The sequence below is a fragment of the Bradyrhizobium sp. HKCCYLRH2047 genome, from assembly GCF_051168175.1.
Classification (GTDB): domain Bacteria; phylum Pseudomonadota; class Alphaproteobacteria; order Rhizobiales; family Xanthobacteraceae; genus Bradyrhizobium.
In genome coordinates, this window is record NZ_JBNPUM010000009.1 from 196,077 (window position 1) to 210,421 (window position 14,345).

The 14,345-nt window shown below is 64.4% G+C and carries 16 protein-coding genes; 11 read left to right on the top strand and 5 right to left on the bottom strand.

Annotated features, from left to right (window positions below; genetic code table 11):
• Window positions 1-256 precede the first annotated feature (256 nt).
• The 5 genes from ACQR1D_RS22255 to ACQR1D_RS22275 all read left to right on the top strand — a co-directional run bounded on the left by ACQR1D_RS22255 (window position 257) and on the right by ACQR1D_RS22275 (window position 2,948).
• Window positions 257-985 carry an MgtC/SapB family protein gene (locus tag ACQR1D_RS22255; RefSeq protein ID WP_434838580.1) on the top strand — a complete coding sequence of 243 codons (729 nt, stop codon included), beginning with the start codon at window positions 257-259 and terminating at the stop codon, window positions 983-985.
• Window positions 986-1,103: 118 nt separating this feature from the next.
• Window positions 1,104-1,361, top strand: coding sequence for a hypothetical protein (locus tag ACQR1D_RS22260; RefSeq protein ID WP_434838579.1), 258 nt, complete (start codon window positions 1,104-1,106; stop codon window positions 1,359-1,361).
• A complete protein-coding gene (locus ACQR1D_RS22265; protein WP_316216475.1) occupies window positions 1,358-1,612 on the top strand; it encodes a ParE family toxin-like protein in 255 nt (84 codons plus the stop codon). Before ACQR1D_RS22260 ends, ACQR1D_RS22265 begins: the two co-directional genes overlap by 4 nt.
• 146 nt (window positions 1,613-1,758) lie before the next feature.
• Window positions 1,759-2,217 (top strand): DUF1493 family protein, encoded by a 459-nt coding sequence (locus tag ACQR1D_RS22270; RefSeq protein WP_434838578.1) that lies wholly within the window; start codon window positions 1,759-1,761, stop codon window positions 2,215-2,217.
• A 284-nt stretch (window positions 2,218-2,501) separates the two neighbouring features.
• Window positions 2,502-2,948, top strand: a complete 447-nt coding sequence (locus ACQR1D_RS22275) for a hypothetical protein (protein WP_434838577.1) — start codon at window positions 2,502-2,504, stop codon at window positions 2,946-2,948.
• Window positions 2,949-3,146: 198 nt separating this feature from the next.
• Here the strand turns inward: ACQR1D_RS22275 and ACQR1D_RS22280 are convergent, their stop codons facing one another.
• Entirely contained in the window at window positions 3,147-3,500 is a 354-nt protein-coding gene (locus ACQR1D_RS22280) for a hypothetical protein (RefSeq protein ID WP_316169500.1), read from the bottom strand.
• Between the two features lie 1,040 nt (window positions 3,501-4,540).
• Here ACQR1D_RS22280 and ACQR1D_RS22285 point away from each other — a divergent pair.
• Entirely contained in the window at window positions 4,541-6,703 is a 2,163-nt protein-coding gene (locus ACQR1D_RS22285; protein ID WP_434838576.1) for a malate synthase G, read from the top strand.
• 64 nt (window positions 6,704-6,767) lie between these two features.
• Here the strand turns inward: ACQR1D_RS22285 and ACQR1D_RS22290 are convergent, their stop codons facing one another.
• A complete protein-coding gene (locus ACQR1D_RS22290; protein ID WP_315804721.1) occupies window positions 6,768-6,923 on the bottom strand; it encodes a Thivi_2564 family membrane protein in 156 nt (51 codons plus the stop codon).
• 175 nt (window positions 6,924-7,098) lie between these two features.
• Here ACQR1D_RS22290 and ACQR1D_RS22295 point away from each other — a divergent pair, with 175 nt between their 5' ends.
• Window positions 7,099-9,192 (top strand): methyl-accepting chemotaxis protein, encoded by a 2,094-nt coding sequence (locus tag ACQR1D_RS22295; protein ID WP_316216470.1) that lies wholly within the window; start codon window positions 7,099-7,101, stop codon window positions 9,190-9,192.
• Between the two features lie 13 nt (window positions 9,193-9,205).
• Here ACQR1D_RS22295 and ACQR1D_RS22300 read toward each other — a convergent pair whose 3' ends face one another.
• The gene (locus tag ACQR1D_RS22300; protein WP_434838575.1) at window positions 9,206-9,865 is read right to left on the bottom strand and encodes a DUF2865 domain-containing protein; all 660 of its coding nucleotides are present in this window, start codon (window positions 9,863-9,865) and stop codon (window positions 9,206-9,208) included.
• 15 nt (window positions 9,866-9,880) lie between these two features.
• Complete coding sequence (locus ACQR1D_RS22305; RefSeq protein WP_315804718.1) at window positions 9,881-10,633, bottom strand: L,D-transpeptidase; 753 nt, start codon at window positions 10,631-10,633, stop codon at window positions 9,881-9,883.
• 222 nt (window positions 10,634-10,855) lie between these two features.
• On the opposite strand from ACQR1D_RS22305, the gene ACQR1D_RS22310 reads away from it, so the two are divergent.
• From ACQR1D_RS22310 to ACQR1D_RS22320, 3 genes are all read left to right on the top strand, one after another.
• Window positions 10,856-11,974, top strand: a complete 1,119-nt coding sequence (locus ACQR1D_RS22310; protein ID WP_434838574.1) for an AI-2E family transporter — start codon at window positions 10,856-10,858, stop codon at window positions 11,972-11,974.
• 80 nt (window positions 11,975-12,054) lie between these two features.
• A complete protein-coding gene (locus ACQR1D_RS22315; protein WP_316177254.1) occupies window positions 12,055-12,426 on the top strand; it encodes a DUF883 family protein in 372 nt (123 codons plus the stop codon).
• 103 nt (window positions 12,427-12,529) lie between these two features.
• A complete protein-coding gene (locus ACQR1D_RS22320; RefSeq protein ID WP_434838573.1) occupies window positions 12,530-12,973 on the top strand; it encodes a hypothetical protein in 444 nt (147 codons plus the stop codon).
• 57 nt (window positions 12,974-13,030) lie between these two features.
• On the opposite strand, the gene ACQR1D_RS22325 is transcribed toward ACQR1D_RS22320, so the two are convergent.
• On the bottom strand, window positions 13,031-13,471 hold the full coding sequence (locus ACQR1D_RS22325) for a hypothetical protein (protein WP_316216467.1): 441 nt from the start codon (window positions 13,469-13,471) through the stop codon (window positions 13,031-13,033).
• A gap of 374 nt (window positions 13,472-13,845) precedes the next feature.
• On the opposite strand from ACQR1D_RS22325, the gene ACQR1D_RS22330 reads away from it, so the two are divergent.
• The gene (locus ACQR1D_RS22330) at window positions 13,846-14,301 is read left to right on the top strand and encodes an energy transducer TonB family protein (protein ID WP_315804713.1); all 456 of its coding nucleotides are present in this window, start codon (window positions 13,846-13,848) and stop codon (window positions 14,299-14,301) included.
• The last annotated feature ends 44 nt before the right edge of the window (window positions 14,302-14,345 follow it).

The window sequence follows — 14,345 nt, forward strand, 5'->3', positions numbered from 1 at the left end:
GCCCGCCTGCGAGCGCCTCGCCGAGATGCCGTCCGCAGCGCGGCCACGAGTCGGCCTCGTGACATGACGCGCGACATCGGCGCACAGCGATCGCCGCAGCCAAGCGTGGTCACATCCTGCCCGAAGAACTACGGAGGAGTGCGCTGGTTCGCTCTTGGACGCCAGCCTGGCCATCGGGCCGCCGGACGATCTGCAAGCAGAAATTAGCACTTCATCCGCACAGTTCACGGCACGCGCAGCAACGCTGTCGAGGCGCATGATGGAGCATCTGGCGGCCTATTGGTCGAGGGCGGAGCTGGAGACGAACGGAATTCTGCTGCTGCACCTGATGGGTGCTGCGGCCGTCGGCCTGTTGCTGGGCTACGAGCGCACCTATCACGGACGCGCGGCCGGCATGCGGACCTATGCGCTGGTCTGCGTCGCATCGACCTTGCTGACGGCGATCAACGGTTTTCCCGGCAGCTGGTATGGCGGCATCGCGGTGTCGCCGACCGTGTCCGATCCGACACGCGTGATCCAGGGCCTGATGACCGGCATCGGCTTCCTCGGCGCTGGCGTCATCATCAAGGACGGCTTCACCATCCGCGGCGTGTCGACCGCCGCCTCGATCTGGATGACGTCGGCGATCGGCATCATCATCGGCATCGGCCTCTACGGCACCGCGCTGTGGGCTACGGCCTTGTCTCTGGCCGCGATGACCCTGCTCGGCGCGGTCGAGCAATGGCTGCCGCACCAGACCACGCTGTCGCTGTCGGTCGTCTATCGCCACGGCCTGCAGCCGAGCGAGGCCGAATTGCGCGAATGCATGCGGGCCTATGGCTTCGACGTGCTGGACTGGTGCTACGAATACAGCGAGACGAAGCGCCAATTCCATTTCGAGCTGGTGCTGCAGGCCGCCGGCCGGTTCGAAACCGCGCAGATGGCGCGCGACCTCTCGGGCGCCGAAGACGTCGTCGAGTTCCGCCTGGCGCCGTCAAGGGCGTGAGGGTCGCGCGTAGCCGGGATGAGCTCGGCGACATCCGGGACCGGTCCCGCCGTATCGCGGCACGCTCAAGCAACACGCCTGCGTCACATTCGGCAATGCGATCCCTCGAGGCCGCTTCATGGTCCCATCGGGCCGCCACCTTTTCGGCTTCACTGTTCAGTGCTATATTTCAATTATGACAACCGCCGAAGAGATCGAAAAGGCCGTCCAACAGCTCAATCCAGACGAACTCGCGCGCTTTCGCGCATGGTTCGAACGGTTCGATGCTGCGTCATTCGATGCTGCGATCGAGCGTGATGCTCGTACCGGAAAACTCGAAGCATTGGCGAACGAAGCTCTTGCGGCGCATCGAGCTGGCCGCTCCCGGCCATTGTGACCCATTTCGCGTCCCCAAAATTCTGGGCGGCCTATGAGCTGCTACCTGAAACCATCAAAGGGCTCGCCGATCAGAATTTCGAGCTTCTGAAACGCGATCCACGTCATCCTTCGCTCCAGTTCAAGAAGGTCGGACGGTTCTGGTCCGCTCGGGTCGGACTACGCTACCGAGCCCTCGCGACCGAGATCGATGACGGCTACTTATGGTTCTGGATCGGCTCGCATGCCGACTACGACAAGCTCGTTGGATAGCCTAGGCGCGGACAAAGGAAAGCGCCATGCGGATTGATGGTTTGCTATTCATTCAGCGACGCGCCTGCGATCTTTTGCGACCATCGGGTGGGCAAAGCGGCGCGGGCAGGCGGCGCGTGCCCACCATCTCAAACCGGTGAAGCATGGTGAGCACGGCGCTCCGCGCCTTTGCCCGGCCCACGAGCGACCTGCACTTGCCTGCAGAGAAGGTGTCGGATAGTTGGATGATGTCACAGACTTCAGACCAACTCCTTCAGAAGATCCTGGACTTCGTCAGGGCCGAGACCGGGACCCGCAAGCAAATCTCTGACGAGTCCGACATCGCCGGCGACCTCGGCGTCGACGGCGATGATGCGCGCGAATTCATGCTTGCATTCCAGCGGGCGTTCGACGTCGACCTGTCCGGCTTCGAATTCGACCGCCACTTTGGACCGGAGGGCCTGTCGCTGACCCGGCTTGTCCTGACCGTTCTTCGCCTGCGCCGCCCCCAGTTGCCGCTGACGATCGCCACACTCGTCGATGCCGCGAGACAGAAGCGCTGGCCCAATGAAGCGACATCGATCGCCGTCTCGCCGGAAGGCCGCACGGCACCGCCGGAGATGTGAGCCTGACCGCCGCGTTCCAAATCCAAGTCTGCCCCTATTGCGGAACGAGGCTATCGACCCTGGTCAAACCGTCGACCCTCAGGGCGTTCCGCGCATTAGCGCAGGATCATGGGGCGGACGATTTTTGATAGGATTGAATCACGTCGTGCCCAGGCATTGCGCTACATCATCATGGAAGACTGAGGAGTCTTGCGACATCGCTGGACTGACAAAGCGACACCAAAGGCGGCGCGTGACCACAGTGCCAGAGCAAGCAAGCCCTGACGTCCAACAGGGGAGGCCAAATGAGCCAATCATCGCACGTGGCTGCTGATGCCGTGTCATCGCAGGCGAAGACCTTGATGACATTGCTCGCGAGCATCAACCGCGACATGACGAAGCTGGCACACGATCTTCGCCAGCGTCTATCAGTCACTGAGGTCAGGCACGGCTGCGATCTCCGCGAGTACAAGGATGCGTTTCGTTATGAGGATCAACCCTTTTGCGCGTTCGAAGTCTATGTTGAAGCCGATCTTGTGGACGGCACTGCACGCTGGTGGCTCCTCGATGTCAACTGCACCCCAACGGGATGGGAACTCAGTCGCTCCATCACCGCCGCGGGACAAGACACCGAAATGCTGAAGATGCTTTCCTCACCTCACTTCACCGAATTTGCTGCGCGAGCGCCCGTTGCGCTGTTCGAGCTGCTAGAACTCGCGCGGTCGGGTATCCCCGGCTCTGAGCAGGCATAGCACGGACGGCCCGGATCGACGCAGCGACCCGTCTGACGGTCACGAATGGCTTTTTTCATCCGCAAAACCCAACCGTTTCACGAATGCTGGCATTTGGGAGCACGGAGGGGAGTCGCTACCAAGTCAATTCCGGACGCCGCCATCGACCTGAGGAGCGGCCAAGCCCGCTTCCGGACCACGCCTACAGAGCACCCGCGCTCACGAGCGCGGTGCGGAGGTCGATCCGAGCAGCTTCCTTGCCTGTTCCGCGGCGCGATCCAATCTGATCCGGTCCTTGCCCTGGCCGATCTCATGGCGAAATTCCTTTAAGCTCTGAATTCTGACTTCTGTCAGAATCATCGGATCACGCCCGCGCGCCACATCGAAGCTCACGACAGAATGATCATCGACAAGGATGGTATAGACGTCTTCAGCCTGCTCGGGGATATGCCTCAGCACATGATGGATTGATCCTCCCGGACAGAGGCGATCAATCAGTGTCAGGAGCTCCGCACGACGTGCATCTTCCGGCAGCAGCGCATTGAGTTCGTATCGATCTTTCAGGCGAGCCATCGACATGGGCTCCGTTGTGCGAACACTCTGCCGGCGCGGACGTCATATTCGAAGGTTCTCACAAAGCCAACAGGCAAGACCAGATGGAAGCTCGGTCGGCACTAGCTCGCCAGCTTGCCATGCCCCGAAGTCCGCAAAATCTGCCTGCGCCGAAAAGCCGAATTCTCGAACCGCATCAACCTGATTTGCCCTGTCCAGTCCCCGGCTCAAAAATATTCTTCTTTCTCTTTTCCCGAATTTGTGCTTATCTCTCCACATCCCGTCCCACACGAGGGACAGTTCGCGACCGTCACGGACGTCGGGTGCGGGATGCGGTGGGCGTCTTGGGCTGCGGCGTGAGCGATCATGCTGGCGGACAGTTCCGAGACGCACGGCCAAGCCGTGGGGTCCTGGCATCCCGACGCTGATGCCACGTCTGCGACAGCGCCAACGCGCTGCGCGGGCAACGGTGACCAGAAAGCCCGGCGCACCGGGGAGACCACGGAGCAACCGTAAATCCATCGCGCAGGGAAGGCCGGATGTCCGGCTCGTACCTGTGGTGACTGCCGCCTGCATTTTTTTCTGCAGGCGGGCCATGGGTGCAGCCTGCACCCGGCCTTCCCTGCGCCTCTCGTTAGCAGAGGCGTTCAACTGGCAAAGCTCGGACGCCAACAGGCGCCGCGAGAACGTTGGCGACTGTTCGCAAGCGCACGATCCAAATGAGCAGCGAGATGCAACCTCAGGCGTCGTTGCGAGCGAAGCGAAGCAATCCAGACCATCTCCGCAGCGACAGTCTGGATTGCGTCGTCGCTTCGCTCCTCGCAACGACGGCGGAGGCTGGGGCAAATGCCGCGGGCTTCCGCAACGCCGGATCGACAGGATCAGCCCCTCGCCCCCGATCTCGGAACCGACGCGCTCCCCCGACCAACTGCGATACCCCTCCCCCCTTTCGTGGCCCCCGCTTTGGCGCTAAATGCACTGCACACGCCGCCTTCGAGGCGGCCATTCAGCATGCCCAATTCGCGCGCAACGTCGCCCTTTTTCGAGAGAAACGTCTCATCATGACCCGTATCGACGCCCATGGACTGAAGATCGCCCCCGTTCTGTTCGACTTCATCGCCAAGGAGGCCGCGCCGAAGACCGGGATCGATCCGGACGCGTTCTGGGCCGGCCTTGCCGCGATCCTGCGCGATCTCGGCCCGAAGAACCGCCAACTGCTCAAGTACCGCGACGCCCTGCAGGACAAGATCGACGCCTGGCACCTCGCCAACAAGGGCAAGGCCTTCGACCTCGGCGCCTACACGGCGTTCTTGAAGGAGATCGGCTACCTCCTGCCGGAGCCGGCGACCCACAAGGTCGAGACCGCCAATATCGACGAGGAGATCGGCAAGATCTGCGGACCGCAGCTGGTGGTGCCGCTCACCAACGCCCGCTATGCGCTGAACGCGGCGAATGCGCGCTGGGGCTCGCTGTACGACGCCTTCTACGGCACCGACGCCATCCCGCATGACCCGAGCGAAGCCGGCAAGGGCTACAACAAAGCCCGCGGCGACAAGGTGATTGCCAAGGCCAAGGCGTTCCTCGACGCCGCCGTGCCGCTCGCCACCGGCAGCCACACCGACGTCACGTCCTATAGCGTCATCGCGGGCCAGCTCTCGGCCAAACTGAAGAGCGGCAACGCTACCGCACTGAAGGACGCCGCGCAGTTCGCCGGCTATCACGGCACGCCCGAGGCGCCATCCGTGATCCTGCTCGCCAACAACGGCCTGCACGTCGAGGTCGTGATCGACCGCAGCCATGTCATCGGCAAGGACGATCCGGCCGGCGTCTCCGACATGATCCTGGAAGCCGCGGTCTCGACCATCCTCGACATGGAGGATTCGGTCGCCGCCGTCGACGCCGAGGACAAGGTGCTGGTCTACCGCAACACGCTCGGCCTGATGAACGGCACCCTGTCGGCCGATTTCGAGAAGGGCGGCAAGACGCTCACCCGCGCGCTGAACAGCGACCGCAGCTACACCACGCCGTCCGGCGGCAGCCTCACGCTGCACGGCCGCAGCCTGCTGCTGATCCGCAATTGCGGGCACCACATGTTCACCGACGCCGTGCTCGACTCCGAGGGCAAGGAGGTGCCGGAGGGCATTCTCGACGCCGCCGTCACCGGCCTGCTCGCGATCCACGACCTCACGGGCAACTCCCAGGTCAAGAACAGCCGCACCGGCTCGATCTACATCGTCAAGCCGAAGATGCACGGCCCGGACGAGGTCGCGTTGACGGTCGAGCTGTTCGCGCGCGTCGAGAAGATGCTCGGCCTGCCGGAGAACAGCATGAAGGTCGGCATCATGGACGAGGAGCGCCGCACCACGGTCAACCTCAAGGCCTGCATCCAGCAGGCGTCGAAGCGCATCGTCTTCATCAACACCGGCTTCCTCGACCGCACCGGCGACGAGATCCACACCTCGATGGAAGCGGGTCCGATGATCCGCAAGAACGAGATGAAGGCGCAGCCCTGGATCAAGGCCTATGAGGACTGGAACGTCGACATGGGCCTGATCGACGGTCTCCCCGGCCACGCCCAGATCGGCAAGGGCATGTGGGCCGCGCCGGACAAGATGGCGGACATGATGGCGCAGAAGATCGGCCACCCGCAGGCCGGCGCCACCACCGCCTGGGTGCCGTCGCCGACCGCAGCGACCCTGCACGCCCTGCATTATCACCAGGTCAACGTGCACGCCCGCCAGGCCGAGCTCGCCAAGGGCGGCCCGCGCGCCAAGCTCGGCGACATCCTCACCATCCCCGTGTCGAACTCGAACTGGGCGCCGGACGACGTCCGCCAGGAGATCGACAACAACTGCCAGGGCATTCTCGGCTACGTCGTGCGCTGGATCGACCAGGGCGTCGGCTGCTCCAAGGTGCCGGACATCCACGATGTCGGCCTGATGGAGGACCGCGCGACGTTGCGCATCTCCAGCCAGCATCTCGCCAACTGGCTGCACCACGGCGTGGTCAGCAAGGAGCAGGTGATGGACTCGCTGAAGCGCATGGCCGTCGTCGTCGACAAGCAGAATGCCGGCGATGCGCTCTATCAGCCGATGGCACCGTCGTTCGACGGCGTGGCGTTCAAGGCGGCCTGCGACCTCGTGTTCGAAGGCCGCACCCAGCCGAACGGCTACACCGAATACATCCTTACGGCGCGGCGGCGCGAGGCGAAGGCAAACGCCTGATGCGAAAAGCCCCGGCCATCCGCCGGGGCTTTTTTTGATCAGTCGGAGGTAACATGATACCGGATTATATCACCGCGATGAAGCGGAGCAGCGAGATCACACCGAGCACGATGACGATGACCCGGCAGATCTGCTTGGCGCGGCCGTCGATCGGCAGCAGGTTGATCAAATAGAGAATGAGGATGACGACGAGAAAGGTGACGAGTGCACTGATCAGCATGACGAGCCCCTTGGCGAGAAAGATGCGCTGGCGTTGGTCAGCTAACCCGCTTGCGGGCTGGTAGTTCCGCACCCGGAACCGTGAGCCCTCTGGGCCGCCTCCGTAGTTCCACGGAGCCACCCCTCATCCAGATTTTTACCGGTTTGCGGTCAGATACGGTGAATCGGAGATCAACATGCTGAACCGCCTGACCATTTCCACGACGTTGAAGGCTATCATCCTTGTGACGGCATGCCTGTTTGTCGGCCTGTTCGCCTCGCGGGCCTATTTTTCGTGGCAGCAGCTCAAGCTCACTGCGCGCATCACCTCCATCGTCGATGCCTCCGAAAGCATGTTCAAGGCGATGGACAAGCTGCGGGCCGACCGCTCCACCTCGAACCGCATGGTGACCGTGGACGAGAAGGTCGAACCGGAGACTGAGCGATACGTCCGCGGCCTGCGTGACGTTGCCATGCCGTCCATGGGACGCGCGCTCGGCATCCTTCCGGGCATCGCGTTTGCCGACAAGGCGGCGCTGCTCTCGCAATTCCAGCAATTGCTGGCGACGCTGAGCGATCAGCAGAAGGAATTCTGGCTGGAGGTCGCCAAGCCGAAGGCGTCGCGCCGATTGGCGCTCGGCAAGGAATACATGCAGACCGAGGACAGGCTGCTGGAGACGCTGGAAAAGATCCAGGCCATTCTCGCAGCCGAGGTCAACCACGCGGACCCGACCATCGATCAGCTGCTGCAGATCAAGCAGATCGCATGGCTGCTGCGCAACACCGCCGGCGACGCCTCCTTCCTGGTGTCGAACGGGCTCGCCGCAGGCAAGATCACGCCCGAGGCGCGGCTGAACTATACCAAGGCGGTCGGCGGCGCCGAGGCCGCATGGAAGGCGCTCGAACTGGCGACCACCGGCGCAAAATGGCCGGCCGCGATGACGGCGGCGCTGGAGGCCACGCGCAAGGCCTATTTCGACGCGGAATACACCGCGCTGCGGGATCGCCTCGTCAACGCGGTCGCGAGCGGCGAGACGCCGGAGATGGTGGCCAACAAATGGAGCCCGTTCACGGTCGGGCGCCTCAATGCCGCGGTTGCGGTCGCCGAGACCGCGCTTGAAACCGCAAGGACCTATATCGAGGAGCAGCATGCGGCCGCCATGCGGACCCTCGGCATCGAACTCTGCCTCCTCATCGCGGCGACCGGGATCGGCGGCGCCGCGCTGATGCTGGTGAGCCGCCGGGTGATCCAGCCGCTCAACAGAATGCGCGATGCCATGCTGGCGGTTGCGGGCGGCGACCTCAGCGTCGAGACGGGCTACATGCAGCGCCAGGACGAGATCGGGGCGCTGGCGGGCGCGCTCGAAACGTTCAAGCAGCAGGCCAAGGACAAGCTCGCGATCGAGGCCCAGGAGCGCCAACGCAACGAAACGACGGTTGCGCGCCAGCGGGCGATCGAAAGCTATGTGAGCGAATTCGAGGGGCTGGTGCGCGATTCGCTCGAGCAGCTTGGCCGCGCCTCCACCGACATGCAGGCGACGTCCGCCGGCCTGACCAACGTATCGCGGCAGACCAACGCCCGCGCCGAGGAGGCCTCGAAGGCCTCCAGCGATGCCTCGATGAGCGTGCAGACGGTCGCCTCCGCCGCGGAGGAGCTGAATGCCTCGATCGCCGACATCAGCAAGCAGGCGTCGCATGCGGCCGGGATCGCCAGCCGCGCGGTGGAGCAGGCCCGCATGACCGACGGCACCGTGCAGGGGCTGGCGCAGTCGGCGAACCGGATCGGCGAGGTGGTCGGGCTGATCAACAGCATCGCCTCGCAGACCAATCTGCTGGCGCTGAACGCCACCATCGAGGCGGCGCGCGCCGGTGAGGCCGGCAAGGGTTTTGCCGTCGTCGCCTCCGAGGTGAAGACGCTGGCGAGCCAGACCGCAAAGGCGACCGACGATATCTCGGAGCAGATCGCCGACATCCAGCGTGTCGCCAATGACGCGATCGACGCGATCAAGCGCATCGGCGGCATCATCGGCGAGGTCAACGAGGTGGCGACCGCGATCGCCGCGGCGGTGCAGGAGCAAGGGGCGGCGACGCAGGAAATCTCGCGCAGCACCCAGTTCGCGGCCGACGGCACCAAGCACGTCTCCGACAACATCACCGGCGTGAAGTCGGACGCCGATGCCGCTGCGGCGGCCGCCGACAACGTGCGCAACGCCTCAGAGACGCTTGAGAGCCAGAGCAGGAACCTCGGTCATCAGGTCACGGACTTCCTCGGCAAGATCCGCGCGGCCTGACGACCTTGCAGGATCAGTCGGACGCCATCACCGGCGCGCGCTCGTATTTCGCGCGCAACGCCGCGGGCGCCGGCGAGAAGTTCAGCTCGGCGCGCTTGCCGCTGCCGATCCGGTTGGCGACCTTGAGGCCGTCGTCGCTGGCGACGACGTCCCCCTTGCGCAGGGTCGGATCGTTGTCGATCGACACCTTGGCAAGGCCGAATTGGTCCTTGCCGTTGCAGGTGCAGCCGTCGACGATCTCGGTGCGATACTTGAAGGCGTTGGGCAGCGCCGAATATGGCTTGCCGCCATCCGTCTCGGCGGCGTCGATCGAGCTGCCATAGACGATCTCGGTCTTGGCCGCCGGGCAGAAGCTGTTGCAGGCGGCTTCCTTGCTCTGGTCGCCGGTCGCGCCGAGCGGGAAGTAGCGGCCATCACAGGTGCGGACACACCAGGCGACGCTGCTGCTGCCGCCGCGATAGCTGACATCGCCGCGCGGGGCCGGCCGTGGCGCCGGAGGCGCCTCGTCGGCGAACGGCATCCGGATGTAGGGCGCCTGGCGCTGCGGCGCGTTGAAGCCGCCGAACAGCGCGGAGAAGAAATCCTGCGCCCCCGCCGAGGTCGGCACCGCCAACGCACCCGCGGTTGCCATGGTTGCCACTGCGATGGCGGCGAGTGCACGTCGACCCTTCATCGTCCCACTCCCAGATCAGTTGATGGCCGAGACCGGCAGCGACATCGCCTGACGCCCCGACGGCAGCGAGGTCACGCGCGGCGCCCGGTCGGAATTCGCGCGCGCCTGCAGCGATGCGGCCTTCGGCAGCACGACGACCTTCGTCCCCACCTGCACGCGGCTGAACAGGTCGCTCACGTCCTCATTGGTCAGGCGGATGCAGCCCGAGGACACGAACTTGCCGATCGTGGTCGGATCGTTGGTGCCGTGGATGCGATACTCGCTGGAGCCGAGATACATGGCCCGCGCGCCGAGCGGATTGCCCGGGCCGCCAGCCATGAAACGCGGCAGATAGGGCTGGCGCGCGATCATCTGCGCCGGCGGATGCCAGTCCGGCCATTCCGCCTTGCGGGTCACCGTCTGCACACCCGACCAGGTGAAGCCCTCGCGCCCGACGCCAACGCCATAGCGCAGCGCGCGACCGCCGCCGAGCACGTAGTACAGGTAGGTATTGGCGGTATCGATGATGATCGTCCCCGGCGCTTCCCGCGTATCCAGATTGACGATCGTGCGACGCAGCCGGTCCGGAAGCTGGCTGTCCTCGTCCTGCTCCACGGCGGGTGCAGTCGCCTGGTCGGGCGGGAACGCCTGCTGCTGCTCGACCGGCGCATAGCCGAGGCTCTGCGCGTGAGACGCGGCGGGACCCGCGACGAGAAGAACCGCGACGCCGACGATAAGCGAAGCGGTCCGCCGCGAAAGGTTGCGATGGCCGGAAACGAGCTGTGTCATGGAGTGCCCCTGTCAGACGAGCATCGCGGTGCGATGCGTGATTGCCTTCCAAACGCCGAACGGCTCGCCGCAGTTCCGGCTCCGCTGTGGTCGCCCTGCGTCAGTCAAGCGTAGAGGCTGTCACGTTCTCGCGACGGAACCCGGCGCCGTCTCGCCAGTTAGGCGAAAGAAGAACGTCATCACGCGAACTGTGCGCGAACGACCCGATCGGGGGGACCTATGGTGCGTGTACTTCCCACCGAGCGGCTGCTCGCGAGCGGGAGCGAAGGCGCGGCGCTGAACGAAAGCCGCCACGAGCTTCCACCGGTGATCAGGCGGGCCGAAGTCGTCGCCATCGCGCTCGTGGTTCTCACCGCGATCTGCGTCACCGGCGTTCTCTACGTCGCCCGCGGGTTCTTTCTGCCGATCGTGATGGCGTTCGTGGTCGGCACCATGCTGTCGCCGGCCGCCAACTTTCTCGAACGCCACCACGTGCCGCGCGGCGTCGGCGCCGTGCTGATCGTGATCGCCGTTGCCGCGGGACTGGCCTTCATCATCGGCCTGATCTCGGCGCCGGTCCTCGACTGGACCAATCGCCTTCCCGAGCTCGCCACGACGCTCAAGGCCAAGCTGCACGTCTTCGATCGGCCGCTGGCGCTGTGGCACGAAATGCAGGCGGCGATCGGCGGTGGAAGCGGGCAGGCCTCGACCAGCCTGGAGCTGCCCAAGTTCGATTGGGTTCAGCCGACGATCGAATTCCTGTCGCCGACCTTCACGGAATTCCTGCTGTTCTTCGCCACGCTGGTGCTGTTCATCGCGAGCTGGCGGGACCTGCGGCGCACCTTGATCATGACCTTCGGTGATCATGAGGCCCGGCTTCGGACGCTGCGCATCCTGAACGAGCTCGAACTGCACCTCGGCAACTATCTGCTGACGGTCACGCTCATCAACACCGGGGTCGGCATCGCCGCAGGCCTCGCCTGCGCCATCGCCGGCATGCCAAACCCCGCCGGGCTCGGCGCGCTCGCAGCGACGCTGAACTTCATCCCCATCATCGGCCCGATCGCAATGTTTGCGGTGCTCGTCCTGGTCGGCGCGGTCGCATTCCCGACCCTGAGCGCCGGCATGGTCGCGCCCGCCATCTTCGCCGTGATCACCTTCATGGAAGGCCATTTCGTCACGCCGACCATCATCGGCAGGCGGCTCGCGCTCAACGCACTCGCGGTGTTCATTGCGCTGGCATTCTGGACTTGGCTGTGGGGCCCGATGGGAGCCTTCCTCGCCTCGCCGCTGCTGATCGTCGCCCTCATCGTCAAAGAGCATCTGCTGCCGGACGATACGCCGCAACTGCCGGCGGACTAATTCGGTTTCCAGCGTCGGAACTTCGGCTGAGACCCCGCGTTTGTCGAGCAGACGCAATCACCTTGCTCCGGGAGCTTGCCATGCCACCGACTGACGGTGAGACCGCCCTGAAAGATCTCGTCGACAAAGCGAACTACGAACGCCTGCAGAAGGATGTCCACGCCGTGAAAAACGATATCGCAGCTCTCACCGAACAGATCACCGACGCGCTGAATGCTTTCGCCGGGCAGGCGAGCAAGCAGGCCCGCAGCGGCTATCGACAGGCGCGCGAGAACGCGGACCAGACGTTCGACGACATGTCCGAGCGCGGCACGGCCATGTTTGGTGCGGCCCAGGAGGCCGCGAACTCGCTGGAGGAGCGCCTCGAGGACGTGATCTCGCAGCGTCCGCTCGCCACCGTGGGTCTCGCGCTCGGACTTGGATTTCTCATCGGCGCCGCCTGGAGACGCTGAGGATTTGGCCCTGAAATCCAGAGGCTTGTCTCGTTTCGGCGCCGCGTCTTCGGCGCCGATTTGAGTTTGTTGCGCAGATGAATGAGATCGGAAGGGGAATGACATGCTGCAGCGCCTGATTGCGGACTTCCAGGAATCGACCGGGCATGCCGTTAGGCTCACGTCGCTCGCAATCGCTGCAGCGGTCGGACTGTTCGTAACCACGAGCTTTCTGTGCGCCGCCGCTTTCGTCGCCGTCCTGGATCGATACGGTCTCGTGGCCGCGTGCCTCACCGGTGCCGCCATCTTCTTCGTGGTGACGTTGATCGCGGCGATCAGCTACATGGCGCGCAAGCGCGCAATCGAGAGCCGTGCCGCGCGAAGCGCGGAAACGGCGCGGTCGGCAGTCCAATCGGCTTTTGCAGACCCGATGCTGCTGGCCAGCGGCTTGCAGATCGTCCGCATGATCGGCATCAAGCGGCTGATTCCCATTCTGGCCGTCGGCGGTCTGGCGCTCGGATTCATGGTCAGCCGCGCAGCGGCGGAGGAGCAAACGCCCGCAGAGTGAGGATCCAAGGCGTTGATCGAGTGCTTAGGCGGCGGATCGGGTGCAAGCTGCTATCAACTAAGTCACACACCGTCCCGGTTGCAGGCGCTTGGCGATCTCCGTCAGCACCGACACCGACGGCTCGCACGCCACCGGATGCTTGACGGCCTGCCGCTCGTTGCCGGTGGTGATGAGCTGCGATCCCTGCGGCGACGGCAACGAGCCCGCGCTCACAGCGGCGGGGTTGACGGGAAGCCGCACCAGGAAGGACGTCTCCGCGAAGGCTGCCAGCTTGATCGACACAGTTTGTGACGGCGCCACAGTACCGCTTTGTTGCGCGCGGTCAGACTTGGCGGCCCGGTTCACGTCGTTCGCGGTCGCGACGATCGTCTCGCGGGCGGAGTTCTGGAGCGGCAGGTTGGCGCCAAGATCATGGCCGGAGGCCAGTTGCATTGCACCCACGAGCATTGCGGAAGCCGCAAGCGAACCCAAAACGATAACCTTCCTGGTCTGCGACATGTCTCTGCTCCCCTCGCCGCAAGGCGATCGGCATACCAACGTAAGTCGCAGGAACTGGGTTCTCGGTCGGGCGAATCACTTAACCGTGTGTAAACTGCGGCGACATTCTTCAAATTCGTGGCGTCAAAAAATTCGATCTCACGCGGAACGACTTTTCGGGTCGCGCGTCATCTCGGCAGCCGGTTATCCCCCTGCCCCATTGACCGGCGACGCGGGGCACCGCCGTGGTGATGCCGGCGGTGCCCCGCATTCTTTTCTGATCCATCTGCTCGATCGGATCCCAGCCCGACATTCCCGGCGCTTTATCCGCTTTTCCCCTGAGGTATATGTGGCAGTGGCGCGGCCACGTTCATCGTCCGCGCATGGGGGCGGAGATGCTGAGCTCGTTGGATGGCGTGCGGAAGGGGCTTGGGCTGGCGCTGGCTCTCCTGTGCCTGTTTCCCGCGATGGGAGCGGCTGAGAGCGCCAAGGAGACCTGGATCAAGAATCTTGTCGCACAATTGAAGATTCAGCGCCGTTATCCACTGCGGGCTTCGGATGAGGGCGGGACGGCCAAGGTCCTGTTCCACATCGACCGCGAGGGTCATCTCATCTCGGCGGTGCTGGCGGAAACGACCGGCGATCCCGCGCTTGACCAGGAGGCGCTCGCCATGGTCCGGCGCGCCCAGCCATTTGCCCCACCTCCGCCGGAGCTGGCGGATGGGGATCTGACGTTTCTCGTGCCGATCGTTTTCGCGCCCCGGCGGACGTCGCAAATCTTGCAGACGGACATCGATCCGAGTGACGCGGTCCTGAAGGCACGACTCGGCGGGGTGTGCCGCGGCTGCTGATCTCGCAATTCGATGCTGCAAAAGAAGCCGGCGCGCTCCACGAG